Genomic DNA, 19,867 nt, shown 5'->3' with positions numbered 1-19,867 from the left:
CCGGATGCCGCCGCAACCCGCTGCGCTGTTGCTCCATACAGGTCATGTTTTGCGGCGTTCGTCCGGTATTGCTTTAGTGAGAGCGCTGTGTGAGAGCGCTGTTGTCGTGCCGAAGGAAGTGGGACACGCATGACCGCTGATTCCCCGGAGACCGCCGCCCTGCGCGCGAGGGTCCGCGCGCTGATGCCGCGTGCCAAGGAGGATCTGACCGCGCTGGTCGCGATGCGCTCGGTCGCCGATCCGAGGCAGTTCCCGCCGGAGGAGTGCGCCGCGGCGGCCGACTTCCTGGTCCGGGCCTTCACGGAGGCCGGCCTGCGGGACATGCGCCGGGTGACCACCCCGGACGGCACGGACGCGGTCGTCGGGCACGCCCCGGGACCCGAGGGCGCCCCGACGGTGCTCCTGTACTGCCACTACGACGTGCAGCCGCCGCTCGACGACGCCGCCTGGCGGACCCCGCCGTTCGAGCTGACCGAGCGCGAGGGGCGCTGGTACGGGCGGGGCACCGCGGACTGCAAGGGCAACATCGCGATGCACCTGACCGCGCTGCGCGCGCTCGGCGGCCCGGAGGGCGGGGGCTTCCCGGTCAACCTCAAGTTCGTCGCGGAGGGTTCGGAGGAGCAGGGCACCGGCGGTCTGGAGCGACTGGTGCCGCTGCAGCCGGAACTCTTCGCCGCCGACGCCCTGTTGGTCTGCGACACCGGCAACTTCGCGCGCGGTCTGCCGACCGCCACCACCTCGCTGCGCGGCCTCGCCAACGTGGTGGTGACCGTCTCCACCCTCAGGGGCGAGATGCACTCGGGCATGTTCGGCGGCCCGGCCCCGGACGCGCTCGCCGCGCTCGTCCGCATCCTGGACAGCCTGCGCGACGCGGAGGGCAACACCACGATCGGCGGTCTGGCCGCCGACGGGACCTGGGACGGCGTCGACTACCCGGCCGAGCAGTTCCGCGCCGACGTCGGCGCGCTGGACGGGGTGGCGCTGCTCGGCACGGGTTCGGTCGCCGACGAGCTGTGGGCGCGGCCCGCGGTCACCGTGCTCGGCATCGACTGCCCGCCGGTGGTCGGCTCCGCGGCGGCCGTGCAGGCGAAGGTACGCGCCCGGGTCAGCCTGCGCGTCCCCCCGGGGGTCGACGCCGACAAGGCCGAGGCGGCGCTCACCGCCCATCTGATCGCGGCGGCGCCCTGGGGCGCGCGGGTCGAGGTGGAGCCGGAGGGCGTGGGCCAGCCGTTCCGGGCCCGCACCGACGGGCCCGCCTACCGGGCGCTCGGCTCGGCGATGCGCCGGGCGTACGGCAAGGACATGGTCCAGTCGGGGCAGGGCGGCTCGATCCCCCTGTGCAACGTGCTCGCCGAGCAGTTCCCGGACGCCGAGATCGCCCTGATCGGGGTCGAGGAGCCCGGCTGCCTCATCCACGCGCCCAACGAGAGCGTGGACCCCACCGAGATCGAGACGATGGCGCTGGCCGAGGCGCTGTTCCTGAGCACGTACGCGACCCGTCCCCCGGGCGCGCCAAGAGGAGTGGAGTGACGTCATGACACAGACGGACGACCGTCCCTCACGGGACGACCTGCCACCGGGGCCGCTCGGTCTGCTGGCCGGCGTCGCCTGGCAGGCGCTGCTGATCGCCGGTGTGCTCGCACTGGCCCTGGGTGCGATGGTGCTGGCGTGGCCGAAGGCAACCCTGACCGTCGTCGGTGTGCTCTTCGGTGTCTACCTGCTGGTCAGCGGTGTGCTGCAACTGGTCGCGGCCTTCGGAACGCACGCCAGGACCTCGCTGCGGGTGATGGCGTTCATCAGCGGCACCCTGGGGATCCTGCTCGGTCTGTTCTGCTTCCGGGGCGCGACGCAGTCGATCCTGCTGCTCGCGCTGTGGATCGGGATCGGCTGGCTGTTCCGCGGGATCACGCAGACGGTGGCGGCGGCCTCCGACCCGGCGATGCCGGCCCGCGGCTGGCAGATCGCCCTGGGCGTCATCAGCGCGCTCGCCGGCGTCGTGCTGATCGTCTCGCCGCTGGAGTCGGTGGCGGTGCTGACGGTGCTCGGCGGCATCTGGCTGCTCGTCGTGGGCGTGGCGGAGATCGTGACCGCCTTCATGGTCCGCTCCCGCGCCAAGCGCATCCCGCCGGGCGTCTGAAGGCCCACCCGGCGAGAGGCCCCGGCCCACCCGGCCGGGGCCTCTCGGCGCTGCGCTACATTTTGCCGGTCCTTGACCGCGATCATTCACGATCACTTCCTTCCGGAGCCGGCATCCTCATGAGCGACATCGTCAACGGCCTCGGCCGGGCCTCCGCGTACGGCGCCCTCGGCGTCGTCCTGCTGATCCTCGGCATCTTCCTGGTCGACCTGCTGACCCCCGGCAAGCTGGGCCGGCAGATCTGGGAGGACCGCAACCGCAACGCCGCGATCCTCCTGTCCTCCGCCCTGCTCGGCGTCGGCGGGATCGTCTTCACGTCGATCTGGACGACCTACGAGGACTTCGCCAAGGGCCTGGTCTCCACGGCCGCGTTCGGGCTGCTCGGTCTCGTGATGATGGCGCTCGCGTTCCTCGTGGTGGACCTGGTAACGCCGGGGAAGCTGGGCGCGACCCTGGTCGACCCCGAGCCGCATCCGGCGGTCTGGGTGACCGCCTCGTGCAACCTCGCCGTCTCCGCGGTCCTCTCCGCCTCCATCGCCTGACCGCGCACCGCCGTCAGCGCGGGATCGCGCCCGCGTAGACGTGGTCCGGGGTCACCACCTCGGTGATCGCCCGGCCGAGCAGCGTGGACGGCTCCTGCCCGCCGACCAGCGAGTCGGTGGTGATGATGATGACCAGGGTGGCCTTCCGCTCGGGCAGATAGACGGTCACGGTCTCGTACCCCGGCAGCGAACCGTTGTGCCCGATCCAGCCGTTGGTGTTCAGGATGCCGAGGCCGTACGCGGTGCCGGGGATGCCGGTCGGCAGCATCCTGAGCCGCTGGGCCTGGGTCTCGGGGCTGAGCAGCCGTCCCGTGGCGAGGATCTCGGCCCAGGCGCGCAGGTCCCGCAGGTTCGAGGTCATCGCGCCGGCCGCCCAGGCCCAGCTGGGGTTCCAGTCGGTGGCGTCCTCGACCCTGCCGCTCAGCGTCTGGTCGGTGTAGCCGTGCGCGTGCGGCCGCGGGAACTCGGCGGCCTGGGGGAGCGCCGTGTCCTTCATGTGCGAGGGCCGGAGCACCCGGTGGCGGATGACGTCGGCGAGCCGGTGCCCGGTGACCTTCTCCACGACGAGGCCGAGCAGGACGAGGTTGCTGTTGGAGTACTCGAACTTCTCGCCGGGCTTGAACGTGTTCTTGTGCCTGAAGCCGTACTTCAGGACCTCCCGCGGGGCCCACTGCCGGTGCGGGTCGCCGAGGAAGTCGTGGACGAAGGTCGCGTCCGAGGTGTACGGGAAGAGTCCGCTGCGCATCTCGGCGAGGTGGCGCAGGGTGATCCGGTGTCCGCCCGGCACGCCGTGGACGTACTTCGCGATCGGGTCGTCGAGCCCGATCCTCCCCTGGTCCACGAGCTCCAGGAGAGCGGTGACGGTGAAGGTCTTGGTCTCGCTGCCGATCCGGACGTAGGTGTCGGGGAACATCGGCTCGCCGGTGGCCTTGTCGGCGGTGCCCGTGGCCCGCACGTAACTCCCCTGCCCCGGCAGCCACAGCCCGACCACCACGCCCGGGATGCCCGCCTGCCTGCGGACGGTCTCGATGGTCTTGTCGAGGCGCGCGGTCAGCTCGGGCCCGAGGCCGTCCGGCGGGCAGTCGTCCTCGTCGTGCCGCGCGGTGCCGAGCGGCCCGGGGCTCGCCGCGTGGACGGTGGTGGCGGGGGTCGCGGCCACCGGGGCCAGCACGGACGCCACCAGCAGCGTCGCGGCGAACAGCCGGCGGTAGGGGGTACGTCGTCGCATTCGGGACGCTTCTTCCGGGTCACGGGCACGGACGGCCAGAGGACCACCGGCGCCGGGCGGGAGGCGCCCGGCACCGGGCGTGTTCACCCGAGTCCACTCGATCGGCGCCGCGCGGTCGCCGGGGCGGCCTACGCTCCTCCGGGCCGGGCCGCCTCCACCTCCAGGAAGTGTCTTCGGCGCGGGCCGCGGTAGAGCAGGGCCTCCCAGCCGAGCCGTTCGAGCGCGGCGGCGCACGCGGTGAGGGCCGGCTCCTCCTCCCGGGCGGCGCCCGCGCCCGGCGGGCCCAGCCACTCCACCACCGCCGTGCCGGGCCGCTCCCCCGCGGTGACCCGGTAGCCGGTGGCGGTGCGGGCGCCGGCGGCGTCCACCGCCGAGGGTGGCTGCCGGGCCGCCTCCAGGGCGAGGGCGACCGCCCGCACCGGCTGCCGGCGCTCCCACTCCGCGGGGCTCGCCGCCGGGTCGCCGCCCTGGCGGTTGGTCAGCCGTCTGATCTGCAGCAGCCCTTCGAAGGCCGCCCGCACCTCACGCGAGCGCTGCTCCGCCTCCGCTTCGGGCAGCGCGGGCCCGTCCCCCGTGGCCGCCTCGAAGGTGCTCACAGCAGCCGCCGGATATCGCCGCGGACCCGGTAGAAGCCGCCCGAGGCCGGGTGCAGGGCGTCGACGACGTAGCGGGCGCCCGGCTCGCGGATGGCCCGCGGGAACTGCACGTTCCACCCCGGCTCGTATCCCTCGGTCACGACGTGGACCCGGGTCCTGCCGCCCTCCTGGACGCACTCCACGACGATCGAGCCGGCGGGTGCCGCGCTGACCGCGGCGACGGCGGTCGCCGTGGTCGCCGGCGCGTATGTGGGCAGCGCGGCGGCGAGCTTGATGTCCTGGGCGACGGGGACGCTGCCCTGCTGGGCGGCGGCGATGGCCGCCTCGCTCGCGTCCACGCACACCAGCGAGCCGTCCGTGGTCACCAGGTAGAGGCGCTCGTCGCGGTACTGCATGGAGAGCGCCGAGCCGCCGCCGGTGCCCAGCTTCCACAGGCGGGTGCCGTCCTCGGCGAAGCAGTAGACCGAGGAGGCGTTGTCGCCGGCGAAGACGAAGCGGCCGCCGGGCGAGGTGGCGCACGAGTACACCGCGCTGTCGCAGCCGTACACCGCCTCCGTCCGGCCGTCCTTCTTGGCGAGCCGGTGCACCTTGCGGCGCGCGGTGCCCGCGTAGACGGAGGTGTCCTCCTGCCAGCCGAAGAGCACTCCGCCCTCGGCCGGGGTGTGCCACAGCTCGCCGCCGCCGTCGGGGGCGTAGGCCGTCACCCCGCGGCTGTCGCCGTAGTAGACGCCGTGGTCGTCGGCCCGCACCATCCAGGCGTGCTCGCCGCGCCCGGAGCGGGACCACTGGTGCTCGTCCTCGTGGTCGATGACGGTGAGCCGGCCGGAGCGGTCGGCGACGTCGAGCACGCCCTCGTGGATGTCGAGCCAGAAGATGTCGACGTCGGTGGCGATCTCGTAGGCGGCGAACGGCAGCTTGGAGGAGAGGTCGTAGACCCGGCCGTCGTCGCAGCCCGCGTAGATCCAGAAGTCGTCGGCGACCAGGCACTTCACGCCGTCGGGCAGGCTGAAGCGGGCGTGGACCTCGCCGGTGTGGCCGAGGGTGAAGACCTCGCCCGCCTGGTTGCCCACCCAGCAGCGCTCGTCGTCCACGTGGATGCCGAAGGCCGCGGAGCCGGTGCGGAAGCGCCACAGGACGGGGGCGACGGCGCGTGCGGTGGAGGGCGCGGAGCTGACCTCGCGGCGGCTGATCGCCCGGGCGGCGCGCTGCCCCTGGATCGCCGGGGCGTATCCCTTGCGCACCTTCTCGCCTATCTTCTTCGCCGCCGCGGCCTGCGCCTTCTCGGCCGTCGCGAACGTGGAGGTCTGGGTCTGTCCGCTCGCGCCGATGCGTCCGTAACGGACCGACACCACCGTGCCGTCGACCGTCACTTCGTAGAACTTGTGCGCGCCGCCGCCGTCCTGCGACAGCTCCAGATAGGTCTTCGTCGTCATGTCGAGAACGGTAGGGGGAGCCACTGACAACGGCCCGGCGGCGGCCCGGCAGGGGCCCGGCGGCGGCCCGCCTGGGCTTCGCCAGGGACCAAAGTCCGTCCGATTCGGGACCTTCGTCGCGGCAATTCGGACATTAACCCCTGTGACGATGGTTCTGAAGATCATCCGACACGTCGTCACCTCGACGAGGGACGGCCGGAAGGGCCACATGACCGAGCGACAGAAGCGGCCCCTGCCCGTACGCGCGCGATTCCACGCCGCCGGCATACCGATGGACGACCTGTTCCGTGCCGACCCCGCGGCGCCGACCACGACGCTGCCGGCGCTCCCCCAGCCGCCCCGCCCGGCGCGCCCCGCCCGCCCCGAACCGCCGCGGTGGCGGACCCGTCCGGAGCCGGACGAGCCGCAGGGGCTGCCCCTGCGCCCGCCGCCCGACGACCCCGACCTCGTGGAGCGCAACGGGCCGGCGGCCCCCGGGTGGCTGGCCGTCCTGCTCGGACTGACCGCACTCGGCGCGGCCGGGGCGCTGCTGTGGCGGGCCCGCCCGCTGCGCACGATCCGTCTGGAGCCGTGGGAGTGGGCCGCGTTCGGCGGCTGCGTGGCCCTCGCCGTGCTCGCCTTCGGCGGGCTGACGCGCGGGCGGACCGGATCCGCCTGGGTGCTCTCGCTCTTCGGCCGCTACCGGGGAAGTGTGCGGCGCACCGGTCTGGTCTGGATCAGCCCGCTCGTGCTGCGCCGCCGGGTCGACGTGCGGCTGCGGCACTGGCGCAGCGAGCCGATCGCCGTGGTCGACTCCGAGGGGGCCGCGCTGCGGGTGGTGGTCCTGGTGGTCTGGTCGGTGAAGGACACCGCACGGGCGCTGCTCGCCGTGGACGACCATCTCGACTATCTGCGCGAGCAGGTGGAGGCGGCGGCCGTGCGGGTCCTGTCGCAGCTGCCCGCGGACGCCTTCCGGGACGACGGGCCCACCCTGCGCGACGCGGAGTCCGTCGGCGCCACGCTGACCCGGCTGCTCGCGGCCGAGTGCCGCCCGGTCGGCATCGCGGTCTTCTCGGCCCAGCCGACCCGGATCGAGTACGCGCCCGAGGTGGCGGCGGCCATGCACCGGCGGCAGATCGCCGCGCTCGACGCCAGGCACCGCGACACCGTGCTCACCAGCGTGATCGACGCGGTGGACGACACGGTGACCCGGCTGACCTCCCGTGGTCTCGTCGAGCTCGACGACTTCGAACGGCAGGCCCTGGTCAAGGACCTGACCGTGGCCTTCTACACCCGGCGCGGCGACCTGCCGGAAGGGGACAGGCAGTGAGCGCCGGCCCGCACGACCACCGCCACGCCCCCGACCACTCCCGAGAGAGCGAGGACCCCATGGACCTGCGGACCCCCGGATTCACCGACGAGATACCCGCCGCCGGCTGTGACTGCGCCGGCTGCGCGGCGGCCCGGACGGCAGCCCGCGCGGAGCGCGGCGGCGGGGCCGCGGCCCTGCGCGGGGTGCGGTGCGCCGTGGTCGCGACCGTCGGGGCGATGGCCCTCGCGGGCACGGGCGCGGGCACGGCGGGGGCCGAGTCCGCCCCGTCGCACGCGGGCTGGGACGGCTCGCGCTACTGGTTCAAGAACGAGGCCGGCCAGTGGCGTTGGACCAGCCACCACGCCACGTACAGCAAGCGGACGGGCACGGCCGGCGCGTCCGGCACGGCGCGGCAGCCGAGCCGCACCGGCGGCGAGCCGGCGTTCCCCGGGCGGCGGGGCTGGGACCCCGCGTACCGGGTGTACTGGTTCGAGAGCGGCGGCCACTGGTACTGGACCAGCCACCGGTGGAAGTACGAGCAGCGCACCGGCGCGAAGGGCGGCGGCTCGACCGGCGCTTCCTCGGGCGGCTCCGCCACGGGCAGCTCGCGGGGCTGGACGGCGCCGGTCTCCTCGTACGTCTTCACCGGCTACTACGGCCAGCCCGGCGCCTGGTCGAGGGGCTACCACACGGGCCAGGACTTCGCCGTGCCGACCGGCACCGCGGTCCGCTCGGTCGGTCCCGGCCGGGTGGTGCACGCCGGGTACAACCGCAGCTACGGCTACGAGGTGGTGATCCGGCACGCCGACGGCCGGTACACCCAGTACGCCCATCTCTCCCGCATCGACGTGTCGGCGGGCCGGAGCGTGTCCGCCGGGCAGCGCATCGGCGGGTCCGGGGCGACGGGCCGGGTGACGGGCCCGCACCTGCACTTCGAGGTGCGGACCACGCCGTACTTCGGCTCGGACGTCAACCCGCTGGCCTATCTGCGCTCCCACGGGGTGCGCGTCTAGGCCGTGGCCGGAAGGTGGCACCGTCTGCCCGCGGGGCAGGGTCCCGGGCCAGGCGGGACGTTCCGGACACGGCCCAGGGCCCTCTCCGGGGAACCCGGCCCGCGGTCAGGGCCGCCGACCCGTCCGCGGGCCGGTCGTCCTTCGGCGTGCTCCGGCCCCGGCGCGGGTCGCGTGAGGGGGGGCGCGCCCGGTGACGGCCTGACAGGGCTCGGGGCGGAAGGCGGCGGGAGAGCCCGGCGCCCGCGGGGAGACGGCCCCGCCGGACTCAGCCGCCGTACGTCAGGGGGTCCGCCAGGATGTCGCGCAGGACCAGCGCGGCCGCGCCGCGGGCGGTGGTGGCCGTGGTGGAGGCCGGGCGCAGGCGCGTGGCGGCGGGCTGCCACAGGGCGGAGACGACCCGGCGGGCCAGCTCGGCCTCGGCGGCCGGGGCCAGCCACCGTATGAGCCGGGGATAGATGCCGCCCAGGACCACGGCCTGCGGGTCGAGCAGGTTCACCGCGCCGGAGAGGGCGACGCCGAGCATCCGGCCGGCCTCGTCGAGGGCGGCGAGGGTGCGGGGCTCGCCGGCGGCGGCCCGCTGGACGAGGGTGTCGAGCGAGCGCGCCCCGGCGGCGCGCAGCAGGGCGCTCTGGCCCGCGTACTGCTCCAGGCAGCCGTGGGACCCGCAGCGGCAGCGGCGGCCGTCCGGGTTGACGGGCAGATGCCCGATCTCCCCCGCGAAACCGTGGGCGCCCCGCAGCAGTTCGCCGTCCAGGACGATCGCGCCGCCGACCCCGATCTCGCCGGTGACGTGCAGGAAGCTTCGGATGCCGCCGAGCTCCCCGAACCACAGCTCGGCCAGCGCGGCGACGTTCGCCTCGTTGTCGGAGGCGACGGGCAGGACCGGGCTCCCGGGCGGGCGGACGGTGGCGAGCGCCGCGCTGAAGAGCGCGTCCGCGTCGACCCGGTTCCAGCCGAGGTTGGGGGCCTGCCGGACGGTGCCGCCGGAGACCAGGCCGGGCAGCGCGAGCCGGACCCCGGTCGGGCGCAGCCCCTGCCCCGCCGCCTCCGTCAGGACCTCGGCGGTGATGTCCGCCGCCCGGCGCAGGACCTCCTCGGCGGCGAGGGCGCGGTTGTCGAGCGGTTCGGTGCGGCGCACCCGGTCGGCTCCGGTGAGGTCGGCGACGCAGGCGCTCACGTAGTCGACGTTGATCTCGACGCCCAGACCGGCCGGACCGGTGTCCGCGGGCTTGAGCACGGTGCCGGGGCGCCCGGCCTGACCGCTGAACGTCTTGCCCGACTCCATGAGCAGCCCGCGCTCCAGGAGCTGTTCGGCCAGTGAGGAGACGGCCGCCCGGGTGAGGCCGACGCGGGCCGCGACGGCCGCCCGGGTCGTCTCCCCGGCCTCGTGCACGGTGCGCAGGACGAGGCTCAGGTTGTGCCGGCGTACGCCCGCCTTGTCGGCCTTGGGCTCCGAGGGGTGGTGGGGACTGCTCATCGTGCGACGAGCCTATCCGGAGGGCGGCGGAACGTCCCGTACGAGTGCCGTGGGGCCTACGGTGCGACGAAGAGGCCGGGGAAGCGCGGGCCGAGCCAGGGCTTGCGGCCCCAGGCCAGGGCGCGGCCGGTGGCCATCACGGGGACCGGGTCGATGCGGCCGAGGGCCATGAGGAAGAAGGCGAGCGGCTCGGTCAGGACGGTGCAGTCGGGCCGGTCCAGGGGGCCGTGCGTGGTCGTGACGGCCCCGTCGGCGATGGTCACGCCGAACTGGGCGCCGCCCCACAGCCGCACCCGGTAGCGCGCGGTGAGCCGGGCGACGGCGGCGGGGTCGGCCACCCGGGGCATGGCGGCGACCATGAACGGCAGGGTCAGCTCGACGCGGCTGCGGTCGAGCATGTGCGGGCGGCCGAGCGCCTTGGCGAGGTCGTAGCCGTGGCCCAGCATGTGGGTGAGCAGGTACGCGCCGAGGCGGGCCGGGTCGAGCGGGCCCATCGGGGTCTCGACGATCTCGTCGGGCCGGCGCTCCTCGACGGCGTCGACGAAGGCCAGGGCCTGGTCGAGGATGAGGTCGGCGAGCGGTGCCGCGGCCCGCTCGGGGAAGGCCGCCAGGGCCTCCTCGTTGGCGGCGGCGATGCCCGCCACGGTGCCGTCGCCGTAGGGGTGGTGGCGGGCCGCCGCGAGCTCGGCCATCAGCAGGTTGGCCTGGCCCAGGTGGGCCGCGGTCTCGCCGACGGTCCAGGTCAGCCGGGGCACGGGCAGCCCGGTGTCGGGCGCTCCGCGCAGGACGTCGGCGATGTCCCGCGCGGTGCCGCGTATCGCCTCGCCGAGCCCTTCCGGCAGCACACCCATGGTCCCCCCACTCTTCGCGCCCCGACGGATCAGGACGGATCAGGGCGCAAGAGTAGGGGGCGGGGCGCTCCGTGACCAGGGGTAACCCCTGGTGGCCAGGGGAATCCCCGGCGGGGTAACCCCTGGTGGCCAGGGGAGTCCCCGGCGGGGTAGCCCCTGGTGGCCAGAGGAATCCCCGACGGCCGGGCGCGGGCCGGGACCGGGCCGGACCCGATCCAGGCCCGGCTCAGGGCGGGTTCGGGCCGGGATCGGGCCCGGCTCAGGCCCGGCCCAGGCCCGGCCCAGGCCCGGCTCAGGCCGGGATCAGACCCCATTCAGGGCCGGCTCAGGCCCGGATCGGGCCGGGATCGGACCCCTTTCAGGCCCGCCTCAAGCCCGCCTCAGCCGCAGTGTCACCAGCTGGAAGGGCCGCAGTTCGATGAGGACCTCGTCGCCCTCCACCCGCACCTCCTCGTCGCGCGGGCGCTCCAGGAGGTCGCAGCGGCGTGCCCCGGCGAGGGCGAAGCCGGCGGCGAGCCGGGTGCGGACGCGGCCGCCGCCGGACTCGTAGAGCCGGACCACGACGTCCCCGCTGCCGTCGTCGGCCAGCTTCACCGCGCTCGGCACCACGGCCGGGTCGGCCACGCTCACCAGCGGAACCACGTCGGTGCCGCCCGGCACCCGCCGCTCGGGCTGGTTGATCCGGTACCCCTCGCGGACGGCGTCGCCGATCGCCGCGCCCGGGACGAGGGCGTGCCGGAAGCGGTGCACGCCCTGGTCGGTGTGCGGGTCGGGGAAGCGCGGGGCGCGCAGCAGGGAGGCCCGGACGGTGGTCGTGGTGCCGTGGTCGCCGGTGCGCACCGTACGGGTGACGTCGTGGCCGTACGTGGAGGCGGTGACGAGGGCGACGCCCCAGCCGGGCTCCTCGAAGTGGACGAACTTGTGGTTGCAGGCCTCGAACTTGGCGGCCTCCCAGCTGGTGTTGGTGTGGGTGGGCCGGTGGAGGTGCCCGAACTGCGTCTCGGCGGCGTAGCGGTCGGTGTGCAGGTCGAGCGGGAAGGCGGCCTTGAGGAACTTCTCGGTCTCGTGCCAGTCCACCTCGGTGTCGAGGTCGAGCCGCCGGGCGCCGGCCGCGAGGGTGAGGGTCTGGACGGCCCGGGAGGAACCGAAGGAGCGGGTGACGCGGACGGCGACCGCCGTGGCCGTGTCGGCGGTGACGGTCAGCTCGTCGACGCCGGTGAGGTCGGTGACGGTGTTGCGGTAGAAGCGGTCGACGTCCCAGGCGTCCCACATGTTCGGGAAGTCCGGGTGGAGCTGGAGGAGGTTGGCGGCGGCGCCGGGGGCGATCGTCTCGCGGCCGGTGGCCAGGTCGACGACGGAGACGACGAGCCCGCGCGCGTCGACCACGACCCGCAGCAGCCCGTTTCCGAGCACGAAGCCGCCCCCGGGGCGCGGCTCGACCGTGCAGCGCCCGGGGGCCTCCCGCAGGGCGTCGGCGCGCCGGGCGCCACCGGCGGGGACCCCGCCGCGCGCGTGCGGGGCGCTGTTGAAGACGACCTCGCCGCCTCCCTGCCCGGCGAGCGCCCGCTGGGCCCGATCGACGAGCGCGGTGAGCTCCTCGGCGAGCGCGGCGTAGGTGCGCTCCGCCTCGCGGTGTACCCAGGCGATGGAGGAGCCGGGCAGGATGTCATGGAACTGGTGCAGCAGCACCGTCTTCCAGATGCGGTCCAACTCGGCGTAGGGGTAGGTCAGTCCGGTCCGGACGGCGGCGGTGGCGGACCACAGCTCGGCCTCGCGCAGCAGGTTCTCGCTCGCCCGGTTGCCCTGCTTGGTCCGCGCCTGGCTGGTGAGGGTGGCCCGGTGCAGCTCCAGGTACAGCTCCCCCACCCACACGGGCGGGTCGGGATACTCGGCCTGCGCCTTGGCGAAGAACTCGGCGGGCCGCTCCCAGCGCACCCGGGCGGAGCCCTCCAGGTCACGCAGCCGGGCCGCCTTGGCGATCATCTCGCGGGTGGTGCCGCCGCCCCCGTCGCCCCAGCCGGTGGGGGCGATGGAGTGCGAGGCGCGCCCCTTGTCCTTGAAGTTGCGGACGGCGTGGGCGATCTCCTTGCCCTGCATGGAGCAGTTGTACGTGTCGATGGGCGGGAAGTGGGTGTAGACGCGGGTGCCGTCGACGCCCTCCCACCAGAAGGTGTGGTGCGGGAAGGAGTTGACCTGGCTCCATGAGATCTTCTGGGTGAGGAGCCACTGCGAACCGGCCTCCTTGATGATCTGCGGGAGCCCGCCGGCGAAGCCGAAGGTGTCGGGCAGCCACGCCTCCTGGTTCTCGACGCCGAACTCGTCCATGAAGAAGCGCTTGCCGTGCACGAACTGACGGGCCATCGCCTCCGAGGAGGGCATGTTGGTGTCGGACTCGACCCACATGCCGCCGGCCGGGACGAAGCGGCCCTCGGCGACCGCCTTCTTGACCCGGGCGTACACCTCCGGCCGGTGCTCCTTGATCCACGCGTACTGCTGGGCCTGCGACATCGTGTAGACGAAGTCGGGCTCGTCCTCCAGGAGGGCGGTCATGTTGGCGGTGGTGCGCGCCACCTTGCGCACGGTCTCGCGCAGCGGCCACAGCCAGGCCGAGTCGATGTGGGCGTGGCCGACGGCGCTGATGCGGTGCGCGGAGGGCTCGGCGGGCGAGGCGAGGACGGTGGTGAGCTCGGCGCGGGCGGCGGCGGCCGTGCCGCCCACGTCCTGGAGGTCGAGCGCGTCCAGGGCCCGCTCGACGGCCCGCAGGATCTCCCAGCGGCGGGCGCCCTCGACGGGGAGCTCGGCCATCAGCTCGCCGAGCACCTCCAGGTCGGCGACGAGCTGCCAGACCGTCTCGTCGAAGACGGCGAGGTCCATCCGGGCCAGCCGGTACTGCGGGGAGTCGCCCGCCGTGTCCTTCTCGCCGAGGTCGGTGGGCAGGAAGGGGTGGTAGTCGAGGATGACCGGATTGGAGGCGGCCTCGACGTGCAGCAGCACCTCCTCGCCGCCCCGCGCCCGGTCCGCGATCCGCACCCACTGGTTGCGCGGGTTGAGGCCCTTCACCGGGCTGCCGTCGGGGCGGTAGACCAGGCCCTCGCACTGGAAGCCGGGCATGTTGGCGTCGAAGCCGAGGTCGATCAGCGCCTCGACCGTGCGGCCGGCCCACGTCTCGGGCACGGTGCCGGAGACGGTGAGCCAGCTGGTGCCCCAGGGGGCGCCCCAGGCGTCGCCGACCGCGATCGGGCTCCTGGGTGCGGCGAGCCCCTCGGCGACGGGCACGGGCTCGCCGGGGGCGGTCCAGATGCCGACCCGGAGGGGCACGGACTCGGGGTACACGGCGGGGCGGACGCGTTCGTCGAGGACGCGCTTGAGCCGGTTCTCGACGAGGGTGCGGTCGTCATGCATGGCGGGGTCTCTCCGGATCGCGGGAGGGGCGGAGGGCGGGGGCGGTGCGACGCGGCGCTCGTGCGGGCCGGGCGGAGTGGGCCGGGCGCTGTCCGGGCACGGCCTACGCGACGGGGGGCACGGTGGCGCCGAGCGGGTCGAGGGCGCCGAGGTCGCGGAGGGTGACCAGCTCGGTGATGCCGCGGGCCGCGAGGTACGCGGGGTCGTCGGCGCGCGCGGCGAGGACCGCCGAGGGGCGGGCTCCGTCCCCGGCGAGCCGCATGAACGCCTCGAAGTAGGGACCGCCGGGGGCGCACGCGGCGCGTCCGGCCGTGCCGTCCTCGGGCAGGTCGAGCACGAGCGCCGTGCCGCGGGGCGCCGGGGCGGGCGCGCCGGCGCGGGCCTCGGCGACGGCGTCGGCGAGCGCCCGGCCGGCCGGCTTGACCCGGCGGTCGTTGGTCAACAGGCCGAGGCTGTATTCCAGTTCGGGGAAGTCGGCGAGCGCGCGGTCGACGTCGTGGGAGCACCACCACGTGATACCCCACAGATCGGGGCAGTCGAGCACGGCGGCGACGGTCGTACGGGTGAATTCGGCCGCGCGGTCGGCGGGGATGTGCGGGGCGGGGGCGCCGACCTCCTGGAGCCAGACGGGGCGGCGGGGGTCGCTCGCCCACGCCTTGGAGAGCTCCACGAGGTAGGCGGCGTGCTGTGCGACGGGCACCGAGTCGTGGCCGTGGCGCTGGGCGGTGCCGTTGAAGACCCAGGAGTGGACGGCGGTGGCGTCGCCGATCCGGGCGGCGTGGGCGGGAGTGAAGGGGTGGCCGTCCTGGTACCAGGCGGCGTCGTACGCGGCGTGCAGATGGAGCCGGCCGGGGGCGCCCTCCGCGCAGGCGGCGAGCATCCGCCGCAGCCAGCTCGCGGCCTGGTCGGGCGTGACGCGGTCGGGGTCGGGGTGGGGGTCGCCGGAGAACTGGTTGATCTCGTTGCCGAGGGTCATGCCGAGGAAGTTGGGCCGGTCGGCGAGGGCGGCGGCGAGGGTGCGCAGGTACGCGCTCTGTCCGTCGAGGACCTCGGGGTCGGTGAACAGGTTGCGCCGGTGCCAGGTCTGCGTCCAGGCGGGCAGGAAGTCGAAGCTGGAGAGATGGCCCTGGAGGCCGTCGACGGCGACGTCGAGGCCGCGTTCCCCGGCCGCGTCGACGAGGCGCCCGAGCTGTTCGACGGCACGGGGGCGGATCAGGGTGCGGTTGGGCTGGAAGAGCGGCCAGAGCGGGAAGACGCGGATGTGGTCGAGGCCGAGGGCGGCGACGGAGTCCAGGTCGGCGCGTACGGCGTCGAGGTCGAAGTCGAGCCAGTGGTGGAACCAGCCCTGGCTGGGGGTGTAGTTGACGCCGAAGCGCGGGCCGGGAGGGAGCGGACGATTCGTCATGCGGGGTGCGGTTCCTTCGTGAAGGAGGGGTGCTGGCAGGCCCTGGGGGTCATCCCTTGATCGCGCCCTCCTCGACCCCCTTGAAGAAGAAGCGCTGGAGCACCGCGAAGACGGCGACCACCGGCAGGAAGGCGATCATGGTGCCGGCGGCTATCTGGCGGGGGTTGGCGGAGAAGGTGCCGTCGAGGTACTGGAGTCCGACCGTGAGGGTGTAGCGCCCGGGGTCGTTGAGCACGATCAGCGGCCACAGGAAGTCGTCCCAGGCCCCGATGAAGGTGAAGATGACGACGACGCTCAGCATGCCGCGCACGCTGGGCAGCCCCACGTGCACGAGCCGCTGCCAGACGTTGGCGCCGTCCACGAGCGCGGCCGCGTCGAGCTCGGGCGGCACGGCCCGGAAGGCCGTGTACATCAGGAGGACGTTGAGCATGGCGATCGCGCCGGGCAGGGCGACCCCGAGGAGGGTGTCGGTGAGGCCGAGGCTGCGGACGGTCACGTACTGGGAGACGATGGTGACCTCGCCGGGCAGCACGAGGGCGGCGACGACGAGGCCGAGCGCGAGCCGGGCCCCCCGGAACCTCAGCCGCGCCAGGGCGTAGCCGGCGAGGGTGGCGCCGACGACGTTGCCGAGGACCGCGATCGCGGCCACGACCAGCGAGTTGGCCGCGTAGGTCCACACCGGGATGGTGTCGGCGACCTTGGCGTAGTTGTCGAGGGTGGGGTCCTCGGGCAGGAACCGGGGGGTGCGCGAGAAGACGTCCTCCGCGGGCCCCTTGAGCGAGGTGGACAGCTGCCACAGGAAGGGGCCGACGGTGAGGAGCAGGACGAGGACGAGCAGCAGGTAGCGCACCGCCTTCTCGCCGGCGGAGGGGGTGCGGCTCAGGGCCATGGGGTCAGGCCGCCTTCCGGTTGAGCCGGGCCAGGAAGAGCATCGGGCCGACGGTGAGGACGAAGAGCAGCACGCTGAGGGCGGAGGCGTAGCCGATGTGCCCGGTGAAGCCGCGGCTGTACAGCTGGATGAGCATGACCACCGACATGTCGCGGCCGCCGGGCCCGCCGGTGCCGTTGGAGAGCACGTACAGCTCGGAGAAGATCCGCAGTGCGGAGACCGAGATGAGGACGGAGATCAGCAGCATCGCCGGGCGTACGCCGGGCAGGGTGACGTGCCAGAACCTGCGGACGGCGCCTGCCCCGTCGACGGCGGCGGCCTCGTGCAGCTCGCGCCCGACGTTTCCGAGCGCGGAGAGGTAGATGACCATGTAGTAGCCGAGCCCCTTCCACACGGTGAGGGCGATGGCGCTGAACAGCAGCAGCCAGCGGTCGGTGAGGAAGGAGACCGGCCGGTCGACGGCGCCCAGCTGCTGCAGGAGGCCGTTGACCAGCCCCCGGTCGTCGAGCACCCAGCCCCAGACGAGGCCGACGACGACGGCCGAGGCGACGACGGGGGTGTAGAAGGCGGTGCGGAAGAAGGTGATGCCGGGCAGCTTCTTCTCCACCAGGAGGGCGAGCAGCAGCGGCAGCAGGGTGAGCAGGGGCAGACAGACCAGGAGGTAGAGGACGCTGTTCACGAGGGCGTCCGTCAACTGCGCGTCGTCCAGGGCCCGCCGGTAGTTGGCCAGTCCGGTGTAGCGGCCTCCGCCGAGCGGTCTGGCGCTCGTGAAGGACAGGATCAGCGTGTTGACCGCGGGCCACAGGTTGAAGACGGCGAGCCAGACCAGGGCGGGAGCGGCGAGCAGCCAGGGCGTGAACCAGCGCCGGTGCGTCAGCGTCATCGGAGGGTCTAGTCCTTGATGAGCTGGTTGGCGCGGGCGACCGCCGTGTCCAGGGCCTCCTTGGATCCGGCCTGGCCGCTGATGGCGAGGGCGATCTGCTGGTTGACGACCGTCTTGACGGCGTCGTTGGCCTGGACGGGTTCGAGGACGCGCGCGGAGGCCAGCGAGCGGAAGGCGGTGACCTTGGCGTCGGCGGCGTTGGTGCCGTCGCTCTTGCTGAAGAAGGGGTCGGCGGCGGAGGCGGTTGTGGAGGGGAAGATGCTGGTCTCGTGGGCGAAGGCGGCCTGGTTGACGGGGTTGGTCACCCAGCGGGCGAGCGCGAGGGCCGCGGTGGGGTTCTTGGTGGACCGGGGGACGGACAGGCCCTGGACGTACAGCGGCGGGGTGCCCATGGCCGGCGAGGAGACCACCTTGGGGGCCAGCGTCGGGTTGTCGGTGGCGAGGCTGGTGATGTAGTTGGCGCCGGCGGTGGTCCAGGCGGCGGTGCCGGAGGAGAACAGCTTGGTGTTCCCGGCGTAGGTCTCGGTCAGCACGTCCTTGGGGAGCAGGCCCTCCTTGAAGGCCGCGCGGTAGGTGTCGAGGACGGCGGCGGCCTCGGGGGTGTTGAAGGTGAAGCTGCGCCCGTCCGCGGACATGAGGGGGACGCCGGCGTTGGCGAGGTCCATGAGGTTGGGCTTGCGGCTCATCAGATACGTCCGGCCGCCGGACTTCGCCTTGACGGTACGGGCGGCCGCCACCAGCTCGTCGAGGGTGGCCGGCGGCTTCTTCGGGTCGAGGCCGTAGGTGGTGAGCAGCTCGGAGTTCCAGTAGTTGACGTCGGTGTTGAGGTACCAGGGGTAGCCGTAGGTGCCCTCGTGGCCGGGGAAGCGGTAGGCGTCGAGACCGCCCTTGACGTAGTCGGCGGCGGCGGACTTGTCGGCGCCCGCGATGTCGAGCAGCAGGTTCTGCCTGACCAGCGGCAGGGCGAAGTCCGGGGGCAGGTTGACGACGTCGGGGAGGGTGCCGCCGGCCGACTGGCTGAGGACCTTCTCGGAGTAGCCCTCGCCCGGCTGGTCGAGCCAGTCGACCTCGACGCCCGGGTACTTCTTCTCGAAGCCCGCGATCACGCCCTCCATGTAGGACGTGAACTTCGGCTTGAGGGCCCAGGTCTGGAGGGAGACCTTGCCCTTCACCTCGCCGCCGGCCACCGGGCCGGGGGCGCCGGAGTCCTCGGCGCCGCCGAGGCCGCAGCCCGCGAGGGTCACCGCCGCCACCGCGATCGCCGTCCAACGGGCCCAGCGGCCTCTCCGTATGACTCGCACGAGGGTGTCTCCTTGCTGATCGATGGTGCAGGGAGGGTCTGGTGTGTCGCGCCTTGGAGGCCGTCGCGTCCTTGGCGGCGTGGCTGCGTCGGCGCGCATGTGTCGTCGCGCCTGCGTCGTCACGCATGTGTCGTCGCGCATGTGTCGTCGCGCCGTGGGTGTCGTGTCCTGACTGGAGCTTGACTAAACCGGTCTAGCGATGCGGGACTATGCTCCCGGCTAGACTCCGCTGTCAAGGGAGCATGCGGAATCGGCCGATCAGGGAGGGCGTCCGGTGGCCAGACCGACCATCGCCGACATCGCCAGGGAGGCCGGCGTCTCCAAGGGCGCCGTCTCCTTCGCGCTCAACGGGCGCCCGGGGGTGAGCGAGGCGACCCGGGAGCGGATCCTGCAGGTGGCGGAGCGGATGAACTGGCGACCGCACAGCGCCGCCCGCGCGCTGGGCGGGGCCCGCGCCGGGGCCGTCGGCCTGGTGCTCGCCCGCCCCGCGCGCACCATCGGCCTCGAACCCTTCTTCAGCCATCTGCTCTCCGGAATCCAGGCCGCGCTCTCGGGCCGCGGCACCGCGCTGCAGCTGCTCGTCGTCGAGGACACCGCCGCCGAGATCGAGGTCTACCGGCGGTGGACCTCCGAGCACCGGGTGGACGGCTTCGTCCTCGTCGACCTCCAGGTGCGCGACCCGCGCATCCCGGTCCTCGAGGAGCTCGGCGTGCCGACGGTGGTGCTCGGCGGTCCCGGCCGGCACGGGCGGCTGCCCGCCGTCTGGGCCGACGACCGCGAGGCGATGACCTCGATCGTCGAGTACCTCGCGGCCCTCGGCCACCACCGGATCGCCCATCTCGCCGGACTGCCCTCCTTCCAGCACACCCAGCGCCGGATCCGGGCGGTGCGGGACGCGGCGCGCAGGCTCGGCCTGACCGAAGCCGTCTCCGTGCCGACCGACTTCAGCGACGCGGAGGGCGCGGCGGCCACCCGGACCCTGCTCGCCCGCCCGGGGCGGCAGCGGCCCACCGCGATCGTCTACGACAGCGACGTCATGGCGGTCGCGGGGCTCGGCGTCGCCACCGAGATGGGGGTCGCGGTCCCCGGCGATCTCTCGATCGTCTCCTTCGACGACTCGGCCCTCACCCGGATCGTCCACCCCTCGCTCACGGCCCTGTCCCGGGACACCTTCGCGCTCGGCGAGCAGGTCGCGACGGCGCTGCTGGCCCAGGTCGACGACCCCGCCTCGGCCCGGGACGTCCGGAACCCGACCCCCCGGCTCACCGTCCGCGAGAGCACGACCCCGCCCGGCAGCTGACCCCGGCGGCCCTCTTGACCCTGGTCGCTAAAGCACTTTAGCCTCCGCTCCGGACCGACCCCGCACCATCGCGCCACCGGCACCACCAGCCCCTTCCCCCTCAGCTGGACCGGAGCTCC

16 protein-coding genes are annotated in these 19,867 nt (G+C 73.8%); 6 read left to right on the top strand and 10 right to left on the bottom strand.

All coding sequences use genetic code 11. The features are described from left to right. The first annotated feature begins 129 nt into the window (after positions 1-129). The 3 genes from ACH414_RS21760 (at position 130) to ACH414_RS21750 (ending at position 2,679) form a co-directional block, all read left to right on the top strand. Positions 130-1,530, top strand: a complete 1,401-nt coding sequence (locus ACH414_RS21760) for a dipeptidase (protein ID WP_382536266.1) — start codon at positions 130-132, stop codon at positions 1,528-1,530. A gap of 4 nt (positions 1,531-1,534) precedes the next feature. After that, positions 1,535-2,137: an HdeD family acid-resistance protein gene (locus ACH414_RS21755; RefSeq protein ID WP_382536269.1), complete on the top strand. Its 603-nt coding sequence runs from the start codon at positions 1,535-1,537 to the stop codon at positions 2,135-2,137. A 119-nt stretch (positions 2,138-2,256) separates the two neighbouring features. After that, positions 2,257-2,679 carry a DUF350 domain-containing protein gene (locus tag ACH414_RS21750; RefSeq protein ID WP_382536272.1) on the top strand — a complete coding sequence of 141 codons (423 nt, stop codon included), beginning with the start codon at positions 2,257-2,259 and terminating at the stop codon, positions 2,677-2,679. A gap of 13 nt (positions 2,680-2,692) precedes the next feature. Here the strand turns inward: ACH414_RS21750 and ACH414_RS21745 are convergent, their stop codons facing one another. The 3 genes from ACH414_RS21745 to ACH414_RS21735 all read right to left on the bottom strand — a co-directional run bounded on the left by ACH414_RS21745 (position 2,693) and on the right by ACH414_RS21735 (position 5,936). After that, a complete protein-coding gene (locus ACH414_RS21745) occupies positions 2,693-3,907 on the bottom strand; it encodes a serine hydrolase domain-containing protein (protein WP_382536275.1) in 1,215 nt (404 codons plus the stop codon). 128 nt (positions 3,908-4,035) lie between these two features. Further along, entirely contained in the window at positions 4,036-4,503 is a 468-nt protein-coding gene (locus ACH414_RS21740) for a hypothetical protein (RefSeq protein WP_382536277.1), read from the bottom strand. Beyond that, positions 4,500-5,936, bottom strand: coding sequence for a WGR domain-containing protein (locus ACH414_RS21735; protein ID WP_382536280.1), 1,437 nt, complete (start codon positions 5,934-5,936; stop codon positions 4,500-4,502). The genes ACH414_RS21740 and ACH414_RS21735 overlap by 4 nt, the downstream gene beginning before the upstream one ends. 208 nt (positions 5,937-6,144) lie before the next feature. Here ACH414_RS21735 and ACH414_RS21730 point away from each other — a divergent pair, with 208 nt between their 5' ends. Together ACH414_RS21730 and ACH414_RS21725 are read left to right on the top strand one after the other, a co-directional pair. Continuing rightward, entirely contained in the window at positions 6,145-7,245 is a 1,101-nt protein-coding gene (locus tag ACH414_RS21730; protein WP_398942970.1) for an SPFH domain-containing protein, read from the top strand. Further along, complete coding sequence (locus tag ACH414_RS21725; RefSeq protein ID WP_398942968.1) at positions 7,242-8,240, top strand: M23 family metallopeptidase; 999 nt, start codon at positions 7,242-7,244, stop codon at positions 8,238-8,240. Before ACH414_RS21730 ends, ACH414_RS21725 begins: the two co-directional genes overlap by 4 nt. Before the next feature lie 265 nt (positions 8,241-8,505). Here the strand turns inward: ACH414_RS21725 and ACH414_RS21720 are convergent, their stop codons facing one another. From ACH414_RS21720 to ACH414_RS21690, 7 genes are all read right to left on the bottom strand, one after another. Then, complete coding sequence (locus ACH414_RS21720) at positions 8,506-9,717, bottom strand: ROK family protein (RefSeq protein WP_382536286.1); 1,212 nt, start codon at positions 9,715-9,717, stop codon at positions 8,506-8,508. A gap of 56 nt (positions 9,718-9,773) precedes the next feature. Continuing rightward, positions 9,774-10,568 carry a maleylpyruvate isomerase family mycothiol-dependent enzyme gene (locus ACH414_RS21715; protein ID WP_398942966.1) on the bottom strand — a complete coding sequence of 265 codons (795 nt, stop codon included), beginning with the start codon at positions 10,566-10,568 and terminating at the stop codon, positions 9,774-9,776. A 369-nt stretch (positions 10,569-10,937) separates the two neighbouring features. After that, positions 10,938-13,970 carry an alpha-mannosidase gene (locus tag ACH414_RS21710; protein ID WP_398942965.1) on the bottom strand — a complete coding sequence of 1,011 codons (3,033 nt, stop codon included), beginning with the start codon at positions 13,968-13,970 and terminating at the stop codon, positions 10,938-10,940. A 103-nt stretch (positions 13,971-14,073) separates the two neighbouring features. Next, positions 14,074-15,375, bottom strand: coding sequence for a glycosyl hydrolase (locus tag ACH414_RS21705; protein WP_382536295.1), 1,302 nt, complete (start codon positions 15,373-15,375; stop codon positions 14,074-14,076). A 49-nt stretch (positions 15,376-15,424) separates the two neighbouring features. Continuing rightward, positions 15,425-16,264, bottom strand: coding sequence for a carbohydrate ABC transporter permease (locus ACH414_RS21700; protein WP_382536298.1), 840 nt, complete (start codon positions 16,262-16,264; stop codon positions 15,425-15,427). 4 nt (positions 16,265-16,268) lie between these two features. Further along, positions 16,269-17,147 carry a carbohydrate ABC transporter permease gene (locus ACH414_RS21695; RefSeq protein WP_398942962.1) on the bottom strand — a complete coding sequence of 293 codons (879 nt, stop codon included), beginning with the start codon at positions 17,145-17,147 and terminating at the stop codon, positions 16,269-16,271. Positions 17,148-17,155: 8 nt separating this feature from the next. Next, positions 17,156-18,448 carry an ABC transporter substrate-binding protein gene (locus tag ACH414_RS21690; RefSeq protein WP_398942960.1) on the bottom strand — a complete coding sequence of 431 codons (1,293 nt, stop codon included), beginning with the start codon at positions 18,446-18,448 and terminating at the stop codon, positions 17,156-17,158. Between the two features lie 274 nt (positions 18,449-18,722). Here ACH414_RS21690 and ACH414_RS21685 point away from each other — a divergent pair, with 274 nt between their 5' ends. After that, positions 18,723-19,748 (top strand): LacI family DNA-binding transcriptional regulator, encoded by a 1,026-nt coding sequence (locus tag ACH414_RS21685; protein ID WP_398942959.1) that lies wholly within the window; start codon positions 18,723-18,725, stop codon positions 19,746-19,748. Positions 19,749-19,867 lie beyond the last annotated feature (119 nt).

Source organism: Streptomyces sp. NPDC020422, from assembly GCF_044386705.1.
In the GTDB taxonomy this organism is placed as follows: domain Bacteria; phylum Actinomycetota; class Actinomycetes; order Streptomycetales; family Streptomycetaceae; genus Streptomyces.
Note: the sequence above shows the minus strand (reverse complement) of the source record. Positions and strands in the feature narration are given on the sequence as shown.